We start from the raw sequence: 23,442 nt of genomic DNA, 5'->3' as shown, positions 1-23,442 counted from the left end.
CGAGGCATGCACCCGCCGGGGAAGCGAGGCCGGCCAGCCGCCTCGCGAACCACAAGGTGGTGCTCGGCCTGAGAATGCCAGGGTGGACTCAACGACGTTACTCGGGTCTTGCAGGCCTTGGCGGGACACTTCCCGGCACGATCATCGGCGTGGCAGGCATGCTGGGATCGGCAAGGATCACCTGCCGGGTGGAGGCTGACACGGAGGAACAACGAGCCCGTCGACAGGCCTACAGCGTATGTGCGACTGCTCTCCTGGTGCGGCGGGGCGCCGTGATCGCGCTGCTGGAGTTGTTCAGGGATGACGCCTTTGACGAGGCCACCGTGCAGGCGCGACTCGGCGAGAAAGGCCCTCGTGCTGCACCGCTGACCAAGGTCCGGGGGCGCCATCCCCTGTCTGGCGCCCCCGGCCGGGTGGCCTACGGCAGCTGCTTCTCGTAGTACTTGTCCTTGTCGGAGTCGTAGACCAGCTTGCTGTCGGCGTCGTAACCCTTGATGTGCGGGGCCGCGGTGACCTGCTGGTTCAGGACGCCAGAGGCGACGAACCAGCCGTGGTCCAGGGCGCCCTCGCTGGTGGCGCCGCCGTAGGAGACGGTCACTCGGGCCACGGACGGCTTGACGGTGCCGATGACACCCCATCGAAAAGGCAGCTTCCAGTGGCCGCGGTCGAGGAACGACTGCTGGTAGAGCTTGCCGCCGTTGCTGTCGGCCGTCACGGGGCCGGCACCCGGCGGATCGTCGGACCCTACGCTGGTGTTGAGACCCTCGGCCTCGCCGTTCTTGATGTTGCAGATCAGCCGGATCCGCTTCGGCTGCTCCTTCACCGCGATGACGTACATCCCGTTGCCGGGCGCGTTGGAGTCGCCGATGCTGTTCATCGCCAGGATGATCCGGTAGTTCTCTGCCGTGCCCAGGTCCGTGTGGAATTTGCCGGACGGGCCGCCTGTGTGCGACTGGTCGTATGCGAGGCACTTCTTCAGCCCGTCGACGGCCTGCCCGAAGGTGATCCCGTCGAGGAGCTGGCCTTTCGTGGCCGGCCGCGCGGGCCCCGGCGGTGACGGGGAGGGCGTCCGTGCCGGCGTCGCCGACGTCCGCGGCGTGGCGGTGACCGACGGTGCCGACGCCGTCGTGTCCTTGCCTGTATCCCCGTCGGCTAGTGCGTACGCCCCCACGGGCATCGCCCCCAGCGTCACCAGGGCTGCCCCGATCGCCGCCACCCGGCGTCGGCGCTCGATCGTGCCCTGGCGGCGAATCGCCGGATACGGCACCGGCGCGGGTCGGATGGTGTTCGCGTCCTCGGCGAGCAGCTCGCGCAGCTGCTCCTCGAAGTTCCCGCTGGTTTCCGTTCCCTGCTGCTTCTGCTCCTCGTTCACTTGCTGCCTTCCTGCCCTGACGGCACGCGGCTGCGGACAGGTTCGTCCACGATCTGCCCGAGCCCCGGATGCGTACGCAACTTCGCCAGCGCCTTGGACGCCTGGCTCTTGACCGTGCCGGGCGAGCAGCCGAGCATTTCGGCGACCTCGGCCTCGGACAGGTCCTCCCAATAGCGCATGACGATCACTGCCCGCTGCTTCGGCGGCAGTCCGGCTAGCGCCGCGAGCAGGGCGCTGCGCTCGTCGGCCCACGAGACGGCCTCATCGGCCCCGGCCACCTCCGGCGGCGCCGCGGTCAGAGCCTCCGTAACCCGCCGCTTGCGGAACCGGTCGCTGTTGCAGTTGACCACTATCCGCCGGACGTACGCCTCCGGACTGTCGCTGCGCGAGACGCGCCGCCATGACCGGTACGCCTTGGCCAGCGCCGTCTGAGTCAGGTCTTCGGCGTGGTGCACATCGCCCGTGAGCAGATACGCGGTCCGCACGAGATGGGACCACCGCGCTCTGACAAATTCCTGGAACTCGGCCTCTTGTTTGGCCTGCATCAAGCACCCTCCCTCGCCCTCCAGACCACAGATGCGGCGGATTCGGTTGCCCGGGATCCGGTACCGCCTCGATCAGGTCACTGGTGCGTCGGCGACGGCTCCGAGCTGAACCGCCTGCGCTGTGGCGAGGCTGGTGTCCTGGCGTGGGATGGACGGGGTGGATCCGTCGTGCCCTTCGACGTGTCGGGGCTGCCGGTGCGACGGGCCGGTGGTCGCGTCTGCCGTTCGGGGCTGGCTCAGCGGCCCGCCGCCTGCCAGGCCTGGAGCACGCACGCGTACGCCGTGTCCAGGGCTCCGTACCGCGCGGCGCCTTCCGTGACGAGGGCGGTGTCGGCCGCCTCGGCCGCGCGCGCGAGTGGGCGGGCGACGTGCTCAGGGGTGGTCGGCGCCTGCACGAACTTCCACAGCTGCGCCACGACCACGTCCAGCGCCGAACCGGTGCTCACACCGGCAGGTCCGCCAGGGCCCGCGAGGGCGGGGATCCAGCCGCTGTCGGCATCTAGCGCCTCGCAGAGCCCTTCCACCAGCTCCTCGCCGGTCGGGCGTTTCTCGTCGTTCATCTGGGTTCAGTCTCCGGGAGTTCAGGGGGAAGGGGCCGGCGGGCGCCCAGCCGGGAGCAGGGAGCCGGCCCATGCCGTACGGAGTCGGACGAGCGGCACGGGGAACCGCGGCGTCCAGCCCTTCCCCGGCACGCGCCGGGTCACCTCGGGCACTCGCCCGCCGGCCGCGCGACCGATGCGGGAGCGTCGACGCGTCCGGGTTCCTGCGGCAGCCCGAGGCGCGCAGCCCCGTCCGCCGTGGCGGCGCTCGCCGGAGGGTGTGGGGGAGGGGGAGTCCGGGGGTCTCGGGGAGATCCGGCGCCCTCCGGGGGGAACGGACGTCTTCACGCCGGTGCCGGCACCGGCACCGGGACCGGTGGACCGGGGAGCGGCGGGGCGCCGCGTGACCGGACGCCTCGGCGGCTGCGCGCCGAGGCCGCCGGTGCGGTGGGCACGGCGAGCGGGGAGCCCGGCTCCCCGGGGGTTCACGCCCCCGGAGCCGCCAGGCGCTCCGTGAGGTGGGCGACCACGTCGGCCAGATCGATCTCGTGCTGCGCGCTGCCCTTGAGGTCCTTGAGGACGACGGCCTTGCGCTGCCACTCGTCGCGCCCGACGATGACCGCGAAGCGGGAGCCGCCGCGGTCGGCGCGCGAGAGTTCCTTGCCCAGCTTGCGCGGCTCCAGCGTGGTCGAGGTGCGGATCCCGGCCTGCCTGAGCCGCCGGGCCACCTCGCGGGAGGCAGGGATCAGGTCGTCGTCGACGGGGATCACGCTGACGTCCACCTCGCTCCGGGCTTCGGGGAGCAGACCGTGGGTGCCGAGGAAGTCGTGCAGGGTGACGTCGCCCATCCCGAAGCCGATGCCGGGGATGCGCTGGTTGGTGAAGAGGCCGGCCAGGTCGCCGTAGCGGCCGCCGCCGAAGAGCGAGCGGTTGTTCTCCGGCGAGCGGTCGAACACCTCGAAGACGGTGGAGGTGTAGTACTGCAGGCCGCGCACGATGAAGGGGTCGAAGACGAAGAGATCCCTGGCCTCGCTCTTCATCACCTGCGCCAGCGCGGAGGTCTCACGGACCTCGTCCGGGAGGGCGGGCAGCACCTCGGCCCCGGAGCGCAGCGTGGATTCCAGGAGGTCGAACATCCGGGCGTCCAGGCCGAACTCCTCGGCCTCCTCGCGCAGCTTCTCGTCCGGCACCTTCTCCCAGCGGTCGATGAGGGCCATCGTCTGCTGGTGCGCGCTCTCGGGCACCTTCACCACGTCGCGCAGGATGCTGTTGAGGACAGCGCGGTCGCCCACCCGCAGCAGCCACATGTCGCGGGTCGCGCCGAGCGAGCCCATCAGGTCGTGGATGAGCTCGAAGATCTCGATCTCGCAGTTCGGGCTGTCGGACCCGAAGATGTCCACGTTGAGCTGCCAGTGCTCACGCGTGCGGCCACGCTGCGGCCGCTCGTAGCGGTGGCAGTTGACGTGGCTGTACCAGCGCACCGGGAACTGGAGGCTGCTGGCGTTGGCCGCGATCATCCGGGCCACCGAGGGGGTCATCTCCGGGCGCAGCGCGATCCGGCGGCCGCCGCGGTCGGTGAGGGAGTAGAGCTGCTGGTTCGCGATCTCCTGGCCGGACTTCGCCTCGTAGATCTCCGCGGACTCCAGGATCGGCCCGTCGTAGCGGCCGTAGCCGTAGCGCTCCACCGTCTCGTACAGATGGCTGAACACCTGCTGTCGGACGGACATCTCGGCAGGGAGGAAATCCCTGGTGCCGCGGTAGGGAGCGGTGGGCAGCAGACGACTCACGGAGGGGCTCCTATGGGGTCACACGTAGTGAATGACATTGTAACAAGGCTTATTGACGTGGTGTCAGAGCGATGGTGCGGGTGTCCCCGCGGGCGTGCGGGGCCCCAGCACGGCCGATCCCACTCTGACGTGCGTCGCACCCGCGGCGATCGCGGCCTCCAGGTCCCCGCTCATGCCGGCCGACATCACCCCGGCGTCCGGATGATCGGCGAGCAGCCGCTCCCGGACGCGGTGCAGCCGGGCGAACGCCCGGTCGGCCGGCTCCAGGGGCGGGGCCACCGCCATCACCCCGGCCACGGTGAGCAGGGGCTGGTCGGCGATGAGCGCGGCGAGGCGGGGGACCTCGTCGGGGTGGGTCCCGCCGCGTCCGGGTCCTGCGTCCAGGCTCACCTGGATCAGGCAGCGCAGTTCCCGCTCGGCGCGGCGGGCGGCCTTGCCGAGCGCGGACACCAGGGGGGAACGGTCCACGGAGTGCACCATGTCGGCGTAACGGGCCACCGAGGCGGCCTTGTTGGTCTGAAGCTGGCCGATGAAGTGCCAGGACAGCGCGGGGGAGAGATCGGCGCAGGCCGCCGCCTTCGCGGACGCCTGCTGGTCCTGGTTCTCGCCCACGTCGCGCACGCCCAGCCCGGCCAGCAGACGGACGTCCTCGGCTGGCCGGTTCTTGGTGACGGTGATGAGGGTGATCGCGGAGGGGTCGCGTCCGGCCGCCCGGGCGGCGTCCGCGATCCGGGCGCGGACGGTGGCCAGCCGCTGGGCCAGGACGGCCCGCCGGTCTGTCCGGGCGCCGGGTTCCAGGTGTGCTTCGGGGGCGGGGGGCAGGGGTGTCGTCACGGTGGTTCCTCCTCGTTCAGTCCGGCAGACCGGTCAGGGCCTGTGCCACCCGGTCTGCCTGTTCCTCGGTGAGCGCGGCGAACAGCGGCACCGAGACGGTGCTGTCCACGACGCGTTCGGCCACCGGGTAGTCCTGTGGATCCAGGCCCAGTTGCCGGTGCAGCAGGTGCCGGGCGGGGATCAGAGGGTCGGCGCGGACGCCCGCGGCGCGCAGGTGGCCGATCCACCGCTGCTGCTGGGTGCGGCCGGTGGCCCGCAGGCAGTAGCGGTAGGGCACCTGGCCGGGATCCAGGCCGGGCGGGGGTGCGACGTGCGGCGGCAGGGCGGCGGTGTAGCGGGCGGCGAGGGCGCGGCGGTGCGCGGTGATGCGGTCCAGGCGCCGGAACTGGCTGAGCGCCAGGGCGGCGGCCGGGTCGGAGAGGCGGTGGTTGAACCGTGGGGTGTAGACCTCGCGGGCCGCCGGGTCCTGGTGGACGCGGACGCGTTCCCAGGCCGCGCGGTCGGCCTGCAGCAGCATCCCGCCCTCTCCCGCGGCGAGCGTCTTGGTGGCGTAGAAGGAGAACACCGCCGCGTCCCCGATGCCGCCGAGGGGGCGCCCGTGCCCATCCAGGCCACCCAGGCTCTGACAGCAGTCCTCCACCAGCAGTGCGGTCATGGGGCGCAGGGCGTCCAGGTCCGCGGGGTGGCCGTGGGTGTGCACGGCGATCACGGCGTCGGGCCGGCGCGCCGGGTCGAGCCGTGCGGGATCGAGGGTGAGAGTCCGCTCGGTGACGTCCACGACCACCGGGGTGCAGCCGGCGGCCAGCACGGCGTCGAGCAGGGCCGAGCAACCGTAGGTGGGGACGGCGACGGTGGCGCCGGTGCCGTCCAGGCCGGCGCCGTGCAACGCCAGCCTCAGGCCCGCGGTGCCCGAGGAGACGGCGCTGGCGTGGCGGGGACGGAAGCGCCCGGCGAACGCCTCCTCGAGGGCCGCGGTCCGGGGGCCGGAGGCGAGCCATCCGGAGCGCAGCGACCCGGTCACGGCGGCGATGTCGTCCTCGGTGACCAGCGGCCCGTTGTGCGGGACCACGGGCCCGGTGCGCGCTGCGCCGTCCCGGTGCCGGGGCCCGGCTTGCGGCGGGATCACCCCAACCCCTCCTTCAGCCTGTCCAGTGCCTGGCGCAGCACGCTCTCGCGCTTGCAGAAGGCAAAGCGCACGTGGCGGCGCCCGGCCTCCGGGTCGGCGTAGAAGACCTGGTGGGGGATGGCGGCGACGCCGCAGCGCAGGGGCAGCGCGCGGCAGAACTCCATTCCGTCCCGCTCGCCCAGGGGCGTGATGTCGGCGGTGACGAAGTACGTGCCCTGGGGCGGGCGGACGTCGAAACCGAGGGCGCGCAGCCCGTCGGTCATCAGGTCCCGGCGCCGCCGCAGGCGGTCCGTGGCGGTGGCGAAGTACTCCCCGGGCAGGCGCAGGGCGTCGGCCACGGCGTGCTGGAAGGGGGTGCCGCCCGCGAAGGAGAGGTGCTGCTTGACCTCGCGGACGGCGGTGACGAGGTCGGCGGGACCGGTCGCCCAGCCGACCTTCCAGCCGGTGAAGGAGAAGGACTTGCCGGCCGAGGACACGGTGAGGGTGCGCTCGAACATGCCGGGCAGCGTCGCGACGGGCTGGTGGACCCCGTCGAAGACCAGGTGTTCATAGACCTCGTCGGAGATCACCAGCAGATCGTGGGCGCGGGCCAGCGCGGCCACCTCGCGCAGCTGCTCGACGGACAGGACCGCGCCGGTCGGGTTGTGGGGCGTGTTGAGCAGCAGGATGCGGGTGCGCCCGGTGATCGCCGCGGCCAGGTCCCGGGTGTCGAAGGTGAAGTCCGGTGCGTGCAGCCGGACCGGCACCAGGGTGGCCCCGGCCAGGGAGGCGCAGGCGGAGTAGGAGTCGTAGAAGGGCTCCAGGGCTATGACCTCGTCACCGGGCGAGGTCAGCGCGAGCAGCGCCGCGGCCAGGGCTTCGGAGGCGCCGGTGGTGACGACGACCTCCCGGGCGGGATCGATGTCCAGTCCGTAGAAGCGTTGTTGGTGGTCGGCGACGGCGCGGCGCAGGCCGGGCAGGCCGGGGACGGGCGGGTACTGGTGGTGGCCGGCGCGCAGGGCCCGCACGGCGGATTCGACGACGGTGTCGGGGCCCGCGGTGTCGGGGAAGCCCTGGCCGAGGTTGACGGCGTCGTGCTGTGCGGCCAGGGCCGACATCTCGGCGAAGACGTTGTGTCCGTGGGCGGCGAGGCGGCCGCGGCGCGGACCGCCGGGCGGCCGGTGCCGGTAGTCGGTCACGGCCGGCCACCGCTGCCGGCCGCCGCGGACTTCGGCCGGTGGATCTCCAGCAGCGCGAAACGGTGCAGCATCTGGCTGCCGTTGAGGAACACCAGCGCCGGGTCCGCGGCGGCGTCGGCCTCGGGGTCGGGCACGGTGTGCGAGCGCAGCGGGTCCTCGGGCCGTCGTGCGCGGGCCGCGGTGGGCAGGTAGCGGTGGAAGACGTGCTGCAGTCCGGCCCCGTCCAGCAGCCGGCCGACCGTCTGCACGGAGAACTGGTTCCAGCCGGGCAGCCACTCGGGGTCGGCGTCCGGGTGGCGCAGCCGGACGACGACGTCCACCGGCTCGGGGTTGAACAGGCCGAAGACGTAGGCGCGCCCGCCGGGCGCGGTCAGGCGCACGAGCGCGTCGATCCACTGCTGGGGGTCGTCGAAGTGGCTGTGCAGGGCGACCATGAAGACGGTGGTGAACGGCCCGGCGGGCAGGGTGTCGGGCCGCAGCACGTCGCCGGTCAGGAAGCGGGCGCCGGGCACCCGCAGCCGGGCCTGCTCGATGAGGGCGGGCTGGATGTCCACACAGGTCAGGTCGGTTTGGGGATGCCGTTCGAGGAGGTAGTGGGCGAAGGCTCCGGCCGCGCAGCCCACTTCGCACACCGCTTTGCCGGGGCCGTCCTCCAGCCAGGACGCGGCGTGGTCGAGGACGAAGGGGAAGTAGTGCGGGTGGTCCTGGTCCACGGGGCGGTCGGCGTAGCGCAGGTCCAGGTTGCGCGGGCCGCCTGCGGGCCCGGGCAGGGCCGTGTGCCGCGCGGGTCGGGGTGTGGTGGTCATCGGCCGTTCCCGGTGGTCGTGGGCTTACGGGTGAGCGCGGCCAGCCGGGCGAATCCCTCGACGGGCAGGCTGCGGAAGGGCAGTTGGTCGCCGCAGGGCAGGGCGTTGCGGCGCAGGAAGTCCCGCAGGTCGTGGCCGATGTCGTCGAGGCCGCCGGTCAGCCGCCCGGAGCGCAGTTCGAACAGGGCGCGGCTGCGGCCGGTCCAGGGACGCAGGTCGGGACGGTCCTCCACGGCGAGCAGATGGAAGCCGCGCCGGCCGGCCGCGTGGGCGTTGACGGTGTCGAGGCAGGTGTCCTCGGTGACCAGCAGTACGCGGTGGCCGTCGCCGACGTCGATCCCGCCGTCGGCGGTACGCCCGGCGGCCAGGCCCTTCCACTGGAGTTCGGCGATCCAGTCGTCGAGCAGCGCGTCGACGCACCGGTGGGCCTCGACGCCCTGCGGGGGCCGGGGATCCAGGGTGCGCTTGACGGTGGCGGGCACGCCGCCCGCCAGCACCCCGGCGGGCAGGCTGCGGCTGACGACGCTGCCGGAGGCGACGATGGTGTCGGCGCCGATGGTCACCCCCGGGAGCACCGTGGCGTGGTAGGCGAGCCACACGTTCCGCTCGATGCGCACGGGTGCGAAGGTCGCGGGGTAGCCGTCCAGGAGCCGGTGACCGAAGTGGAATCCATGGGTCCACACGGTGAGGTGCGAGCCGGATCCGACCTGGTCGCCCAGGATGATGGGGTGGTTGGCGTTGAGGATGCTGTGCGGCCCGATCGCCACCCGGGAGCCGAGGACGACGTGCGAGGTGGAGGCGGTGGTGCCGCCGTAACCGACGCTGGTGCCCTGGCCGAGGTAGAGCAGCCGGTCGGCCTGGAAGGACCGGCAGGTGATGTGCGTGGCGGACTCGATGCGCCCGCCGCCCTCGATCTCGAAGGCGTCGGCGACGAGCACGGTGACCGAGTCCTGCAACTCGCTGGCGTCACCCAGGAAGAGGGTCCCGGCGCGCAGGTCGCAGTTCTCCCCGATGGTGACGCCGTCGCGCAGCGTGAGGGTGTCCGCGGCCAGGACCGTGCCGGCGCCGATGGTCACGTCACGGCCGATGAGGACATTGGCGCCGAGCCAGGCGCGCACGCCCGGCCCCAGCGTCACTCCGGCCTCGATCAGCCGGCGCCGGCCGGCCGATCCGTCGTCGGGGCTCTGGTCGATGGTCACGTCGAACCCTTGCGGCCCTTCGCCAGCGCGGCGCCCAGGCTGTCGACGAAGGCGGCGAACTCGCGCGCGGCCGGTCCGCCGTCGCGTTCCAGGGCCTCGGCCAGCCCTGGGCAGCGGTCGGTGAACACCGGTGCCTTGACCCCCGTCAGACAGGCGCCGGTCACGACGGTCTTCACCCAGGTGGACTGATACATCCCGGCACCGTCGAGCCGGGCACCGGACAGGTCGGACTGGCTGAAACGGCTGTAGGCGCAGTTCGCGCCGACCAGGCCGGCTTCGCGCAGGTCGGCGGCGACGTAGGCCTGCACGAGGGTGGCACCGTCCAGGACGGCGCGGCGCAGGCTCATGCCGCGCGGCGGATCACCCGTGATCATCGCGCGGTAGAGGTTGGCGTGGCGCAGGTTGGCCCCGGCGAGGCTGGAGTCGCGCACGGTGAGGCAGCGGCCCAGGAAGGTGCTCATCTCGGCGTCGGACAGGTCGCTCTCCACGATGTGGAGGTTCTCGCCGCGGGCGGCGGTGAGGACCGCCCCGCGCAGGCTGCTCTCCACGATGCTGGCGTTGTTCAGCGACGCCCCGCCGAGGCGGACCTGCGGCAGGGTGCAGCGCACCCAGCGGGCCCCGGTGAGCTGGGCGCCGCTGAGGTCGGCGGCGGTGACGGCGAGGTCGGCGAAGTCGCCGTCGGGTGCCTTGAGCCCGGCCGCGCTCCAGCCGTGCGCCTGGATGCCGGTGAGCCGGAGCTGGGGCAGCCCCGCATCGGAAAGCACCAGGCCGTCGGCGGCGGTGAGCCGCTGCAGAGTCAGATTGTGGCCGGCCACCGAACGCAGCGAGGCCTCGCGCAGGCTGGACTTGGTGATCGAGAGCTGGTCGACGCAGGAGCCGTCCAGGGCGGCACAGTCCAGCAGGCATTCGCTGATCAGCGCGCCCTGGAGGTTCATGTTGCGCATCGAGGCGTCGGACAGGTCGCACTGGTAGAACGAGGAACCGGACAGGTGCCCGTCGTCCAGGTGGGTGCCGCGCATGCTGCACCCGTGGAAGAGGGTGCCGGTGGCGTCCCGCAGTCCGGTCAGGTCGGCGCCGTCGAACACGCAGGTCTGCGCGGCGAGGGCGTGGACGTAGGCGGAGCGCAGGCTGGCCCCGGTGAGGTTGGTGCGTTCCATACCGGGGCACACCATGGTGACCTCGGAGAGGTCCGCCTCCTGCAGGCGGGTGCTGTGCAGCAGGGCCCGGTTGAGGGTGGCACGGCGCAGGTCGGCGCCGCGCAGGTCGAGACCGCTCAGGTCGGCCTCGGTGAGGTCCATGCCGCGGCCGGTGCGGTCGATCAGGCGCTGCGTGGCCTCGGAGACGTGTTTGAGGAGCGCGGGGCGCAGGTCGTCGTCGGCGGCGGCCAGGCGCCGCAGCAGTTCCAGCGAAGGGGTGTCGGGCATCGGGGTTCCTCAGGGGTGGGCGGGACAGAGAGGTCCGGTGGGCGCGGGACGGGCGGGGTCGTCGGGCGCGCGCGGGGCAGGGCCGTCTTCCTGCGGGGGGTCCGGCCGGCGGCCGATCACCGATCGGATCCACCGGCTGATCTCCTCGGGTCCCGGGTCACCGGCTGCCAGGGGCCGGTGCTCCAGGACGACGGCGGGGGCGCCGGTGAGGGCGAGCAGCGCGGGCAGCACCTCGGCGACCGGCAGGTAGCCCTCGGCGGCCGACTGCCCGGCGTGGGCGGGTTCGTGGCCGTGCTCGGGATACCGCGCGACGGTGGTGTTGTAGAGGTGCATGCTGCGCACCGCGGGGCCCAGGGCCCGGGCGTAGGCGAGCGGACCCTGCTGGGGGCCGAGCAGGTGGGCGTGGCCGAGGTCCAGGCAGAGCCCCAGCTCCGGGCGGTCGGCGAGGGCGTCGCGGTAGTGGGCCGCGGTGTGCAGCAGCGGGTGCGCGGAGAGGTTCTCCACCAGGACCGGGACTGCGTGCTCGCGGGCCAGCCCGCAGACCGCGTCCAGGAAGTCACGGCACCAGCTGTCGAACCCCGCGGCCGGGTAGGGCGGATAGGGGCTAGGGAAGTGCACCACCACGTGGAGCGCGCCGAGGTCGGCCGCGCAGCGGACCGTGGCCCCGGTCATCCGCAGCGCGGCCGCCGCCTCGTCCGGGTCCGGACCGGTCGGGGCGAACCGGCGCAGCGGGCGCGGCTCGTCGTAGGGGACGGGCGTGTGCAGCGCGGGCCGGATGCCGTGGCGGTGGCAGAACCGGCCGATCGAGCCGAGCATCGACCGGGGGTAGTTGTAGAACTCGACGACATCGGGCTCGTACGCGAGCAGCCCCGTCAGATCGCTACGGTCGGCCAGCACACCGGTGGAGACGCCCAGCAGGGTCATGCCGCACCCCGCGGTGCGCCGTCGGAGGCCGGGAGCGCGGCCGATGCGCGCGCCGCGGCGATGCGCGCGGCCGCGGCCCGGTCGGTCTTGCCGGTGCGCCCCAGCGGTGGTTCCTCGATGAGATGCACCCGCTCGGGCACCTTGTGCAACTCCAGCCGGCGCAGCCCGTGGGCCCGCAGCTCCTCCTCGGTGGGCGCCCGGCCCGCGCGGGGCACGAACAGCAGGTGCAGGCGCTCGCCCAGCAGTGCGTCGGGAACTCCGACGGCCACGCTGGCGGCGCAGTCGGGGTGGTCGGCGTAGGCGTCCTCCACCTCCAGCGGTGAGATCTTGGCGCCGCCGCGCACGATGAGCTGCTTGGCGCGGCCGACGAGTTCCACCAGGCCGTCCTGCGGCCGGTGCCGGGCGAGATCGCCGGTGCGCAGCCAGGGCCCGGCCATGGTGGCGGCGGTGGCGGCCGCATCGTCGAGGTACCCGGTCATCAGATGGTTTGTGCGGAGCCAGAGTTCACCGGCCACGCCCAGGGCAGCCATGCCGGGGGCCGGTGCCGTCCCGCCTGCACCGGTGTCCGTGCCGGCAGCGCCCGCGGTCGCGGCGTCCGGGCCGGTGCCGGCGGCGCCGTCCGCCGGCACGATGCGGTACTCCACGCCGGGGGAGGGGCGCCCGATGGTGCCGGCCTCCTCGTCGTAGCGGTCGGGCGTGAGGATGAAGTCGGAGGTGGCGCTCTCGCTCAGCCCGAAGACGTCGGCGATCTGGGCGTGCGGCAGCAGCGCCCTGATCCCGCGGCCCAGTCCGGCGGGCAGGGGTTCGCCGCCGCAGATCCACGTGCCGGGGGAGCCCACCTCGGCAAGCCGCCGCAGCAGGGCGGCCGCGTCCGGGGACCCGTCCAGTTCGCGGCGGATCAGCCGCAGCATGCTGGGCACGACGGCGGTCCGCTCGACGGGGCGTTCGGCGAGGCGGTCCAGTACCTCGCGGGCCCGGAAGCGCGGGGTGAGCAGCAGGGTGCCGCCGGTGGCCAAGGTGAGCAGGGAGGTCCACTGCCCGAAACTGAAGTTGAGGTGCAGCAGGTGCAGGGCGCTGTGCCCTTCCCCGAACGGCAGCGTCGAGGAGATCGCCCGGAGCTTGGTGTGCAGGACGCGGTGGGAGAGCACCACGCCCTTGGGGCGGCCGGTCGAGCCGGAGGTGAAGACCACCAGGGCCTGGTCGGCGTCCAGTTCGGCCGGCACCCGCGGCAGGCCGCCGCCGCGGGTGCCGGTCCCGGTGCCGGGAACGATCTGGCCGATCCAGGGGTGTCCGGCCGGGCCGGTGGCGTCCTCCCACGCCACGGGGTGGTGCCGTGGATCGCCGAGCACCAGGCGGGCGCCGACGCGTTCGGCGGTGGAACGCAGCACCAGTGCGGGGGAGTCGCGGTGCACCGGAACCACCACCGCCCCGGCGGCCCAGGCGCCGAGTTCGCACGCGAGGTCGCCGCACCGGTTGTCCACGGCGACGATAACGGGCTCCCCGAGCCGGTGTCCGGCCTGCGTGAGCGCGCCGGCGAGGGCACGGCCGCGTTCGCCGAGGGTGCGGTAGTCCAGGACGTCCTCGCCGTCGTCCAGGGCGACGCGGTCCGCGAAGCGGGCGCAGGCGCGCCCGAGGAGCGCGTCGAGCCGCTGGGGGACGGTGTCCGCGAGCGCGGTGGCGGCGGGGGCCCTCACGCCGGAACCTTCCGGGCGGCCGCGGCCCGGTGCCCGGGCCCGTCCTCGGCGGGATAGACGAAGTCGTCGTCCAGCGCTCGCACGACGGTGCGCAGACCGGTGTCCCACAGCGCCGCCGCATAGCCCTCGCACTCCGCGAGCGTGCCGGCGGCCAGCGGGAACTCGGCGTGGTGCAGGGAGGTGAAGATCACCTCGAAGGCCTGCGGGAAGTCCATGCCGGGCAGGGCGGCCATCACGGCGGCGACCAGGTTGTCGAAGGAGAGCTGGTTGGGCGAGCGGGTGACGCACACGGCGTGGTCGCGCGGCCCGTCCGCGGGGTGCGGCGCCTCGTACAGACGGGGGTAGGTGGGGCGCCAGACGCAGGAGGCCGGGTCGCGCCACATCGGCTCCACGACCGCGCTCAGCGCCTCGGGATCGCGCCATTGCGGGGGCAGCAGGATCCCGGGCGGGTAGGCCTGCGGAACGTCCTGGTAGTGCCCGAAGTCGGTGTCGCCCAGCAGAGCCCGGCAGTCCGGGCAGTCCTGCCCGAAGACGGAGAGCTGGAGCGCGAACTCCTCCCAGTGGTCCGGGGTGTGGACCACGTTGGCCCACACGCCGAGGCGGTAGGCGGCGCGTGCCTTGCGCTTGACGGCGGCGGCCGTCTCCATGGTGTCGTCGCCGCCGCGGACGACGATCACCTCCATGGGCCGGTGCGCGTACCAGAGGTCGAGGGTGAGGTGCTCCAGCGGGTTCTCGCTGCGTCGCATGTCGGCGAAGGCCCGGCGGATGTCGTCCTCGTCGAGCAGGATCCGGTGGTGGCACAGGACGGTCAGCCCGGCCTCGCGCACCGTGTCGAGGATGAAGGGCTGGAGGCGGCGCGAGACCCCGTCCGGCTTGATCAGGAGCAGGGAGTGCTGGCTCTCCGACACGCTTCCCAACGGATTCCCCTTTACGTTCGCATGCTTGGCACCGCGAGATTGACACGCCGCGCCACGCTTAGTCAATAAACGCAGTCAAGTTCCTGGCGACGGGCGGATGCTCTCCCGTGCGCGATAGCCGACCGGCCAACACTGCTGCACCGCAACCATGTTGCAGTGTCCGCACCCATCTGCGCCGCCGCCGATGCGGTCGCTCCCGAAGTTATTGACATGACCGCTTGACTCGGCGGTCATAGTCATGGTCATATCGCTTCGTCGGCAAGGGAACGAATGCCTTGCGGATTACTCACACAATGAAGGAGTCATCATGACCCGTAACCACGCTGTCGGCCTGCGCCCCCGTCTCGACAAGATCAAGGTCCGCGCCGGCAAGTAAGCAGGACCAGTGCCGGGCTGCCGACCCAGTTCGGGCGGCAGCCCGGCCGCCGCGTTCCCGGCCGTGTCCGCGGGCCCGGTCCCCGGCGGTGCTCCCGGCGGCCTCCCGGACGGGACCGCCCGCAGCCCCACCCCGCCCGCACCGCGCAGCGACGGAGACCTCCCCCCGTGACCGAACAGCTCCTGATGCAGAACGTCCCCGTACTGGTGGACCACACCCCCGGCAGCCGCACCACCACCGTGTGCGTGGCCCTCGGATCGGGTGCCCGGCACGACCCCGAGGGGGTCGCCGGTGCCACGCACATGCTCGAACACCTCGTCATGTCGGTCCCGCTGGACGGCGGCCCCTCGCTGAGCGAGCGCATCGAGCGGCTCGGCGGCAACTCCAACGCCCTCACGAGCCCCGAACTCCTCGTGATCCACGCCCAGGTGCTCAACGAGGACGCGCCGGAGGTCATCGGCTGGATCGGCGCGGCCCTGCTCCGCCCCGAAATGACCGCCGCCCACCTGGACAAGGAGCGCCAGGTCGTCCTCCAGGAACTGGCTGCGGCGGCCTCCGACCCCTCCGACGCGGTCCAGGACGCCTTCCTGGCCCGGCTGTTCGCCGGCCACCCGCTCGGCTCCCCGGTCGGCGGCGACCCCGAGAGCATCGCCCGCATCACGGTGGACGTCATGCGCGACGCCCACCGCCAGGCCCTGTCCGGCGCGCCCGTCGCGGTGAGCGCCGTCGGCGGACTGCCCGTCGGGGAACTGCTCGCCGCCCTCGACAAGGCGGCCCTCGGCACCTTCCCGGCCGCGCCGCCGCTCGGCGCCCGCCCGCTGAAGGACCCGCCCCCGGTCAGCACCGGCACCCCCGAGCGCTGGCCCGAGGAGTTCTGCTGGCTGCAAGCGGGCAGCCGGGCGCCGCGCCTCGGCGATCCGCGCCGGCACGCCTACACCGTGCTCGGCCATCTCATGGGAGCCAGCCCCGCCTCCCTGCTCTACGCACGCATCCGCAACGACGAGGCGCTCGCCTACTCCTTCCAATCCTGGTCCCGCAGCTACAGCGACACCGGCGCCTGGCGGATGCTGGCCGGCGTCGACCCCGCCAACGGCCCCCGGCTGCTCGGCTCCTTCCGCGCGTTGCTCGCCGAGATCGCCGCGGACGGGCCGGGTGAGGAGGCCTTCTCGGCAGCCGTCCGGCAGGCCGTGGTGGAGGTCGTGCTGCGCGCCGAGTCCCAGCAGGAGGCCGCCATCGCGCTGGCCACCGACCGGGTGCTGGCCGCTGAAGTCACCCTGCCCGAGCAGGAGATCGAGGCCCTCGGACGGGTCACCGAGGACGAGGTCGCCGCCGCGGCGGCCGCGGTGGCGCGCGAACTGGTTGCCGTGGTCCGGCCCGAGGCGGACCGAATCCCGTGACCACCGACCGCGCCGCCCCGGCGCCCACCGCTGCCCTGACCGCCTGCGACGCCTACCTGGCCGCCGCCGACGAGGCGGGCCTGCTCCACCGCATCGACGGCCTGGTGTACGTGGCCGGTGCCTACCACGAGCCGCTCACCGGAGTTGACCAGTGCCTGGTGGAGCACGCCGACCCGCGCCTGCTCCGTGCGGCGCCGGCCTTCCTCGAAGTGCTCTTCGCCCGCTTTCCGCACTGCACCGAGGCGGTCGTCCGGGTGGCCGGCACCGACGACCCGCACCCCGCACTCACCCCCCATCTCAGCTACCTGTCCCTGCCCTTCGACGCCGCACCCGCCCCGCAGGACACGCGGACCTCCGGGCTGAGGATCGTCCCGGACGAGATGCGCGAGCACGACCGCGCCGTCCACGACTGGCTGCGCCGGGCCATGGTCACCGGTGCCGCGGGCCGCGGCCTGACCACCCGGCCGCATCAGGTGCGGGCCGCAGTGGACGCCCTGCTGGACTCTCCCGGCAGGCGCACCTTCGTCGTGTACGCCGGCGACGGCGACCACCCCGTCGGCCACGCCACGCTCTGCGTCGACGCCCACGACGACCCCAGCGGCACCGACTTCGTGGACCTCGTCGACATCCTGATCGACGACCCTGTCCTTCGCCCCGAGGCGATCACGGCCCTGGTGCGGGCCTGCGCCGTCCTGGCGGACGGCCTCGGGCTGCCCCTGCTGGGCAACGTCTGCCACGGCCTCGACGAAGCGGGCCGCACCGGAGCTGTCGCCGCGGCCCTGGAGGCCCGCGGCTGGCGCCGCACCCATCAGTACCGCCACGCGTCCCGCCCGAGCACGAAGGACGCGGCCGCACCCCAGGACCAGGAAGAGACCCAGTGAACCCACCGACTCGTTCCGTCTTCCCCCTCAGCCTCGACCTGCTGTACGAGCTGCTGGACGTCGACCGCGACCTCGCCCCCCGCCACCTGCTGCGGCGGGCGCGGCAGGAGGGCGCCGTCGTCTCGACCCTGGTGCTCTCCCTGGCCGAGCGCGAGGGGGTGGCCCTGGGCGAGGGATCGAGGGCCGAACTGGCCCGGATGACCCGCCGGTGCGAGCTCTACCGGGAACTGGACGCGGCCATCCGCGCGGTACCCGGGGCACGCACCGTCAAGGGTCCCTCCCTGAACCGCTACTACCCGGAAGGCCTGCTGCGCTCGGTCGGCGACCTCGACGTCGTCGTCCCCGACGAGGCGACGCTGTGGCGGGTGCTGGCCGAGGTGCTCGACCGCCAGGAGGCGGTCGAGGTGCTGATGACGCAGCTGGACACGGACGGCCGGCGGGACCTGCTGGTCTCGGTGTGGTGGCTCGGCGAGGACCCGATGCTCGACCTCGACCGCGGGGTGGAGGTCACCACCTTCGCCTACGGCGGACTGCCCGAGCGGGGAGTGCCGCTGCGGCCCGAACTGCCCGCCGAGCAGGTGCACGCCGATGTGCTGGCGGTCGCGGAGGAGCGTTTCCAGCGCGATTTCACCCTCAAGGACGTACTGGACCTCGTCTGCGTCCTCACCTCACCCGCGGCCCCCGACCCGGCCGCGCTGGTCCGGGTCGCCGCCGACCAGGCGCTGGCGCCCGAGCTGGAGGAGCTCTGCCTCAAGGTCACCGGCCACCCGGCACTGGCCCCCGTCGTCCCGGCGCAGCTGCTGGACGGCCTGCGCGAGAGCGCCCGACTCGAACGCGCCCGCCGGGCCGCACTCGGACCCCTGGCCGGCGCACCGCGCCTGTACGGCTTCCAGCTCACCGAACCGCTGCGTCGCGGAGCCGGAGACGCGATGGAGGACCACGACCTCGACGGGGTGCTGCTGCGTCGCACCCCGGTGGCCGACCTCCTGCTGGTCACCGGTGAACTCGTCGACCCCGCCGATCACGAGGTCGCGCAGGCCGCGCTGTCCGCGCTCGCCCCGTGGCCCGAGCGTCCCGCTCCGGCCACGGCCGCGGCCCCCGCAGGAAGCGGGAGCTGAGCCGTGGCGATCGTCGACGTACAAGACCTCGGCCGGGTGTTCACCTCCCGTCGCGGCGCCGGGACCACCGCGCTGGAAGGGGTGACCTTCAGCATCGGGGAGGGAGAGGTGCTCGGCCTGCTCGGCCCGAACGGCGCCGGCAAGACCACCCTCTCCCGCATCCTGACCACACTGCTGCTGCCCACCTCCGGAACCGCCCGGATCGGCGGCCACGACGTGGTGCGCCGGCCCAAGGAGGTCCGCCGTCTGATCGGCCTCGTCCTGGGCGGCGACCGGGGCCTGTACGGCCGTCTGACGGCACGTCAGAACCTGTTGTACTGGGGCGCCCTGCAGGGCCTCGGCGGCAAGCAGGCCCGACGGCGGACCGACGAGATGCTGGAGCGCTTCGGGCTCGGCGCCCGTGCCGACGACCGCGTCGAGCTCTTCTCGCGCGGCATGGTCCAGCGCGTCCACCTCGCCCGAGCCCTGCTGAGCAGCCCCCCGCTGCTGATCATGGACGAGCCGACCAACGGCATGGACCCGCACGCCGGGGCCGGCTTCCGCCAGCTCGTCCACGAACTGAAGGACGCGGGCTGCACGGTCGTCCTGACCACGCACGACATGCACGAGGCCCAGGACGTCTGCACCCGCATCGCCCTCATCGACCACGGCCGCATCCTCAACATCGGCGCCGCCGACGAGCTGCTCGCCCGGATCGGCGCACCGCGCACCATCCGGGCCCAGGGCGTCCGCGCGGAGGTCGCCGCCCGGATCGCGGAACTGCCCGGCACCGTCGAGGTCACCGAGCAGGGCTCCCTCACCGCCCGGCTCGACGGCCCGCAGGCCCAGTCCGCGGCGCTCGCCCTCCTGCTGGAGGCCGGGGCCACCGAGATCGCGGTGGCACCGCCGGGACTCACCGAGCTGTACCGCACGGTCATCACCGACCGGGAGTTCGCGCTCTGATGCTCCACTTCGTGCGCGCCCAGGCGCAGATGCTGATCCGTTCACCCCAGCTCTTCGCCACCCTGGTGGTGATCCCGTGCTACTCGCTGGTCTTCTTCCACTTCCTGAAGGGGCACCACCAGGGCGGGCTGGCCACCACCACGGCCCTGACCGCCTTCCTGATGGGAGCCTGGTCCCACGCGGTGTTCGTGGCCTCGCAGGCGGTGGACGACGACCGGGCCCAGGGCACCCTGAGCCTGTCCCTGCTGACGCCTTCCCGCTACCTGCTCGCGCTGGCCCTGCGGACTCTGCTGACCACCTCGCTCGCACTGCCCGTGCTCGGGGAGATGTTCCTCGTCGGCCGCTGGGTCTTCGGACTGCCGGTCCGGGTGGACCGGCCGGGGCTCACCCTGCTGGTCGCGGCGCTGGTGACGATGGGGGTGGCGGCCACCGCGCTGCTGATGAGCGGCCTGATGATCCTGGTACGCGCCGCCCGCAGCCTGCAGAACGCCCTGACCTACCCCTTCTACCTGCTGGGCGGGCTGATCCTGCCGGTCGCGACGCTCCCCGAGCCGCTGCGCTGGATCGCCCGCGGCTTCTTCCTCTCCTGGGGAGCGCAACTGCTGCGGGACGCCGCCGCCGGCCCGGTGACCGATCTCGGCGCCCGGCTGACCGTGCTGTGCGCCCTGGTCGCCCTCCAGGCCACCGCCGGGCTGTGGGCCGTACGCCGGGTGCTGTCTTTCGTACGCAGTGGACGGGTGGTTCTCCATGACTGACCTCGCTTTCGGAACCGGCCCTGCTCCCGGCGTCCCCGCCCCGGATGCGGTCCCCGCCCGGCGCCCGGCGCCGGCCGCGCGGCTGCGCGCCGCCGGACGCCAGGTCGCCTACGGCGCGCTGGCGAGCTACCAGGACTACCGCGCGATGTTCAGCCTGCGGACCTGGCTCTTCGGCTGGACCGTGCGCCTGATCTGCCAGGTGCTGTTCTTCGCCGGCCTCGGCCGGCTGGTGGGCTCCCCCTCCGCCGAGGCCTACCTCGCGTTCGGCAACGCCGCGGTCCTCGGGCCGCTGGGCGCACTGGGCGTGGTCTCCTCCACCGTCGGCGAACGGGTCTCCGGCACCCTGCAGTTCCTGCTGCTCAGTCGGGGCAGCACCTTCCTGGTGCTGGCCTCGCGGGGCCTGCACTGGATGGCGGACGGTCTGCTGACCTCGACCATCGCGCTGTGCGTGGTCTCCCCGCTGCTGGGGGTGCCGCTGCACTGGGCGGCGCTGCCGGTGATCCTCGCCGTGCTCTGCCTCAGCACGGTGTCCTGCTACTGCCTGGCCCTGTGCATGACGAGCGTCAGCGTCCGCAGGCCGGGCTCCCGGATGTATCTGACCGCCGGCACCACCATCGTGCTGATGCTGCTCGCCGGGGTCACCACGGCCGTGCCCGGATCCGGGGCCGCCGGCCTGCTGGCCCGGATCCTGCCACTCACCCACGGCCTGTCGGCCGCCCGGACGCTGGCCGCGGGCGGCCCGCTCGACCTGGGCGCGGTGGCCGGCGAGGCCGCCGTCGCCGCGGGCTGGGGCCTGCTGGCCTGGCTGCTGTTGACCAGGGCGCTGCGGCACACCGTCCGCACCGGATCACTGTCGCTGCGCTGAGCGCGCTCCCAGGGGAGGTAGACATGAGTCACACGTTCGAGGCCCTGCCCCGCGGGTTCAGCGACCTGGTGGGCGAGGAGGCCGCCCAGGGGGTGTGGGCCGAAGCGATGTTCCGTTCGGTGACGCGCAGCTTCGGCTTCGCGCCCGTCACGGTGGCCCCGGTCGGATACGCGGAGACCTTCGAGCAGTTCGGCTCCGCGGCCACCGGACGCATCTTCGCCTTCGAGGACCTCTCCGGCCGGCGGCTCGCCCTGACCGCGGACTCCCTGGTGGCTGTGTTACGGGCACTGGCCGGGTCGGGGCGGCTGACCGGCGGCGCCAGCGCCCTCGGCGCGGCCTGCGTGCCCATCGCGCGCTACCGGCGCAAGCGGCACCGGGGCTGGAGCCAGGCGGTCGCGGTCATCTGCAACGAGACCGACGAACTCGCCGCCGACCTGACCCTGTTGCGCCTGTGGGCCGAGATCTTCCAGATCCTGGGCCCCGCCGCAGGGGGCCGGCTGGAGTACTGCGACTACGGGGTGCTCGACGCGATAGCCGCCGACGAGGGCCTGAGCCCGGCCGACGCCCGCACCGCGCTCCACCGCCGCCGCCGCCACGGTGCCGGGGAGCCGCGGGACGAGAAGCCGGCACCGCCGTCCCACGAACGGTTCCTGCGGCGCCTGGACCGCCTCTCCGCACTGTGCCGCGGACTGCCGCCGGACGAGGCCCCCCAGCGGGTGGCGACGGCGGAGCCGGTGGCCGTGGAGCGGACGGCTCACCTGCTGACCGTCCTGACGATCGCCCACGAGCTGGGGGTCCGGGTGGAGTTCGGCCTGGACTGGGAGCACGCGCCGGAGTACCAGGCGGGGTTGTGCTTCCTGGCCCGGGCCGGCGACGGCCGCACGCTGGGGGACGGCGGCGGCTACCACCACATGGTGCGCACCCTGGACATCGGGCTGAGCACCTGCTGGAGCACCAGCGCCTCGGTCAGCCTGCTGGCCGAGCTGGGACCGGTGCCTGAGGCGGAGTGCGTGCACCTGATGCGCATGCCCTCCGCCGACCTGCGCACCTTCATGGACGCCGCGCGGCACCTGCGCGGGGCCGGGTACGACGTGCTGGAGCACTGGCGGCCCCGGAGGCTGCGCCGCCAGCTCCGCCAGGTCCCGGCCCGGCCCACCCACTGGTTCGCGCTGGTGGGGGAGAAGGAGGCCGAAACGGGGCGGCTCACCTTGCAGAACGCGGCCACCACCGGGGTCACGAGAAACCTCGACCTGACCGAACCGCAGACCGCATACGCACACCGTTGAAAATGTTTTTGACTGTCATTGTGACTCAGATATTGACTGCGATGTAAAGCTGTCAATATCATTTCAGTCAATTAGGTTCGACGAAAGGGAGTAGGCCGATGCAGCCCTCGACGTCCCCCCGCCCGCTTCTGGCGGCGCTGCAGGACCGGACGGAGCCCGTCACGGTGTGGGGGGCGGGCTTCATCGGTCTGTCCGCCGCGTGCGCGCTGGCCCAGGCGGGATTCCCCTGCACGGTGCTCGACACCGACGAGCACCGGGTGGGCGAGATCAACGCCGGAGTGGTCCCGCTGCCGGGCTTCGAGGACGTCATCCCCCTCGCCGCCGCCCGCTCCGGGGGACGGCTGCGCGCCGCGTCCCCCGACGACACCGCGGCGGTGGCCGCCCGGGTGCACCTGGTCTGCGTCAACACCGACCGCGCCGGCCGGCCGGTGACCGGGCCGCTGACCACGGTGCTGACCGCCGTCGGCCGGGCCCGCGCCGGCGGCGAGACCCTCGTCGCCCTGGAGAGCACCGTCAGCCTGCGCTGGCTCGACGACCTGGTGCCCGCCGCGCTCGGCGCGGCCCCCGCCACCGACGCGTCACTGCACCTGGTGGCCGCGCCCCGCCGCGACTGGATGCTCTCGCCCGACATGAACCTGCGCACCCTGCCCCGGGTGGTGGGCACCGCCCGACCGGAATCCCTGCCGCTGGCCCGGGAGCTGTACGGGGCGATCAGTGAGGTCGTCCACCCCGCGCCGGACTGGCGGCACGCCGGGCTGACCAAGCCCGTGGAGAACCTCTACCGCTACCTGGACCTGGTCCTCACCAACCAGCTCGCCGAAGCCTATCCCGGCCTGGACGTCCCCGAAGTGCTGCGGCTGGCCGGCACCAAGTGGAACGTTCCCACCTTCCACCCCTCGATCGGCATCGGCGGTTACTGCATCCCGCTCAGCCCCCGGTTCGCCGTCGACGGGACCGGCCACCCGGGCGAGGAAACCCCGCTGCCCCTGGTCGCCGCCGCGATGGCGTGGGACGGCGACCATCCGGCCCGGGTCGCGGAATCGATCCTCCGGATCACCGACGGCCCCATCGGCATCCTCGGCCTCAGCTACGCGCCCAACGCCAGGATCGTCGAGGGCTCGCCCGCCGCGCGAGTCACCGAGCACCTGCTCGCCCGCGGCGCCGACGTCCTGCTGCACGACCCCTACTTCACCCCCGAGGAGATCACCGCCCTCACCGGCGCCCGCCCGCTGCGCTGGCCGGACGATCTGAGCGGCCTCGGCACCCTGGTCGCCGCCACCCCGCACGACCTCTACGCCGACCTGCCCGCCCGCCTCTCCGCCCTGCAGGACCCGCCGGCGCTGGTGGACAACCTCGGCGGCTACGGCGCCGCGCTGCGCGGCACCGCCGTCCCCTACGCGGAATGGGGCACCCCCGCCGCGCGGCCGTCCGCCGCACCCCGGCCCTGAGCCCTCGGGCGGCGCCAGACCCACCCGTC

Annotated in this window: 21 protein-coding genes; 8 read left to right on the top strand and 13 right to left on the bottom strand. The window is 73.3% G+C overall.

The genetic code is table 11. The features are described from left to right. Positions 1–418 precede the first annotated feature (418 nt). From ABZ919_RS28665 to ABZ919_RS28605, 13 genes are all read right to left on the bottom strand, one after another. Entirely contained in the window at positions 419–1,372 is a 954-nt protein-coding gene (locus ABZ919_RS28665) for a hypothetical protein (RefSeq protein ID WP_361253238.1), read from the bottom strand. Next, on the bottom strand, positions 1,369–1,917 hold the full coding sequence (locus ABZ919_RS28660; protein WP_361253399.1) for a SigE family RNA polymerase sigma factor: 549 nt from the start codon (positions 1,915–1,917) through the stop codon (positions 1,369–1,371). Before ABZ919_RS28660 ends, ABZ919_RS28665 begins: the two co-directional genes overlap by 4 nt. 236 nt (positions 1,918–2,153) lie before the next feature. After that, a complete protein-coding gene (locus tag ABZ919_RS28655) occupies positions 2,154–2,477 on the bottom strand; it encodes a hypothetical protein (RefSeq protein WP_361253237.1) in 324 nt (107 codons plus the stop codon). A gap of 464 nt (positions 2,478–2,941) precedes the next feature. Continuing rightward, positions 2,942–4,243 carry a histidine--tRNA ligase gene (gene hisS, locus ABZ919_RS28650; protein WP_361253235.1) on the bottom strand — a complete coding sequence of 434 codons (1,302 nt, stop codon included), beginning with the start codon at positions 4,241–4,243 and terminating at the stop codon, positions 2,942–2,944. 63 nt (positions 4,244–4,306) lie between these two features. Further along, complete coding sequence (locus ABZ919_RS28645) at positions 4,307–5,077, bottom strand: YggS family pyridoxal phosphate-dependent enzyme (RefSeq protein WP_361253234.1); 771 nt, start codon at positions 5,075–5,077, stop codon at positions 4,307–4,309. 16 nt (positions 5,078–5,093) lie between these two features. Then, positions 5,094–6,203: a DegT/DnrJ/EryC1/StrS family aminotransferase gene (locus tag ABZ919_RS28640; protein WP_361253233.1), complete on the bottom strand. Its 1,110-nt coding sequence runs from the start codon at positions 6,201–6,203 to the stop codon at positions 5,094–5,096. Further along, on the bottom strand, positions 6,200–7,381 hold the full coding sequence (locus tag ABZ919_RS28635) for a pyridoxal phosphate-dependent aminotransferase (RefSeq protein WP_361253231.1): 1,182 nt from the start codon (positions 7,379–7,381) through the stop codon (positions 6,200–6,202). The genes ABZ919_RS28640 and ABZ919_RS28635 overlap by 4 nt, the downstream gene beginning before the upstream one ends. Beyond that, a complete protein-coding gene (locus ABZ919_RS28630; RefSeq protein ID WP_361253230.1) occupies positions 7,378–8,187 on the bottom strand; it encodes a class I SAM-dependent methyltransferase in 810 nt (269 codons plus the stop codon). Before ABZ919_RS28630 ends, ABZ919_RS28635 begins: the two co-directional genes overlap by 4 nt. Beyond that, the gene (locus ABZ919_RS28625; RefSeq protein ID WP_361253228.1) at positions 8,184–9,386 is read right to left on the bottom strand and encodes a DapH/DapD/GlmU-related protein; all 1,203 of its coding nucleotides are present in this window, start codon (positions 9,384–9,386) and stop codon (positions 8,184–8,186) included. Before ABZ919_RS28625 ends, ABZ919_RS28630 begins: the two co-directional genes overlap by 4 nt. Next, entirely contained in the window at positions 9,383–10,810 is a 1,428-nt protein-coding gene (locus tag ABZ919_RS28620; RefSeq protein WP_361253226.1) for a pentapeptide repeat-containing protein, read from the bottom strand. The genes ABZ919_RS28625 and ABZ919_RS28620 overlap by 4 nt, the downstream gene beginning before the upstream one ends. A 9-nt stretch (positions 10,811–10,819) precedes the next feature. Continuing rightward, positions 10,820–11,734 (bottom strand): TIM barrel protein, encoded by a 915-nt coding sequence (locus ABZ919_RS28615; protein ID WP_361253224.1) that lies wholly within the window; start codon positions 11,732–11,734, stop codon positions 10,820–10,822. After that, on the bottom strand, positions 11,731–13,428 hold the full coding sequence (locus tag ABZ919_RS28610; protein WP_361253222.1) for a class I adenylate-forming enzyme family protein: 1,698 nt from the start codon (positions 13,426–13,428) through the stop codon (positions 11,731–11,733). Before ABZ919_RS28610 ends, ABZ919_RS28615 begins: the two co-directional genes overlap by 4 nt. Then, on the bottom strand, positions 13,425–14,336 hold the full coding sequence (locus tag ABZ919_RS28605; RefSeq protein ID WP_361253220.1) for a hypothetical protein: 912 nt from the start codon (positions 14,334–14,336) through the stop codon (positions 13,425–13,427). The genes ABZ919_RS28610 and ABZ919_RS28605 overlap by 4 nt, the downstream gene beginning before the upstream one ends. 552 nt (positions 14,337–14,888) lie before the next feature. On the opposite strand from ABZ919_RS28605, the gene ABZ919_RS28600 reads away from it, so the two are divergent. The 8 genes from ABZ919_RS28600 to ABZ919_RS28565 all read left to right on the top strand — a co-directional run bounded on the left by ABZ919_RS28600 (position 14,889) and on the right by ABZ919_RS28565 (position 23,413). Continuing rightward, on the top strand, positions 14,889–16,118 hold the full coding sequence (locus ABZ919_RS28600) for a pitrilysin family protein (protein WP_361253218.1): 1,230 nt from the start codon (positions 14,889–14,891) through the stop codon (positions 16,116–16,118). Next, positions 16,115–16,999 (top strand): hypothetical protein, encoded by an 885-nt coding sequence (locus ABZ919_RS28595; RefSeq protein WP_361253216.1) that lies wholly within the window; start codon positions 16,115–16,117, stop codon positions 16,997–16,999. Before ABZ919_RS28600 ends, ABZ919_RS28595 begins: the two co-directional genes overlap by 4 nt. Next, entirely contained in the window at positions 16,996–18,117 is a 1,122-nt protein-coding gene (locus ABZ919_RS28590; protein WP_361253214.1) for a hypothetical protein, read from the top strand. The genes ABZ919_RS28595 and ABZ919_RS28590 overlap by 4 nt, the downstream gene beginning before the upstream one ends. Before the next feature lie 3 nt (positions 18,118–18,120). Continuing rightward, on the top strand, positions 18,121–19,059 hold the full coding sequence (locus tag ABZ919_RS28585; protein ID WP_361253212.1) for an ABC transporter ATP-binding protein: 939 nt from the start codon (positions 18,121–18,123) through the stop codon (positions 19,057–19,059). Then, positions 19,059–19,814 (top strand): ABC transporter permease, encoded by a 756-nt coding sequence (locus ABZ919_RS28580; RefSeq protein ID WP_361253210.1) that lies wholly within the window; start codon positions 19,059–19,061, stop codon positions 19,812–19,814. Before ABZ919_RS28585 ends, ABZ919_RS28580 begins: the two co-directional genes overlap by 1 nt. Then, entirely contained in the window at positions 19,807–20,679 is an 873-nt protein-coding gene (locus ABZ919_RS28575) for a hypothetical protein (protein WP_361253209.1), read from the top strand. The genes ABZ919_RS28580 and ABZ919_RS28575 overlap by 8 nt, the downstream gene beginning before the upstream one ends. Before the next feature lie 23 nt (positions 20,680–20,702). Further along, positions 20,703–21,965 carry an ATP phosphoribosyltransferase regulatory subunit gene (locus ABZ919_RS28570; protein ID WP_361253207.1) on the top strand — a complete coding sequence of 421 codons (1,263 nt, stop codon included), beginning with the start codon at positions 20,703–20,705 and terminating at the stop codon, positions 21,963–21,965. A 98-nt stretch (positions 21,966–22,063) separates the two neighbouring features. Continuing rightward, positions 22,064–23,413, top strand: a complete 1,350-nt coding sequence (locus ABZ919_RS28565; protein ID WP_361253205.1) for a UDP binding domain-containing protein — start codon at positions 22,064–22,066, stop codon at positions 23,411–23,413. The last annotated feature ends 29 nt before the right edge of the window (positions 23,414–23,442 follow it).

It is taken from the genome of Streptomyces sp. NPDC046759, from assembly GCF_040645475.1.
Lineage (GTDB): Bacteria > Actinomycetota > Actinomycetes > Streptomycetales > Streptomycetaceae > Streptomyces.
The sequence above is the reverse complement of the archived record's forward strand: the minus strand, read 5'-3'. Positions and strand labels throughout refer to the sequence as shown.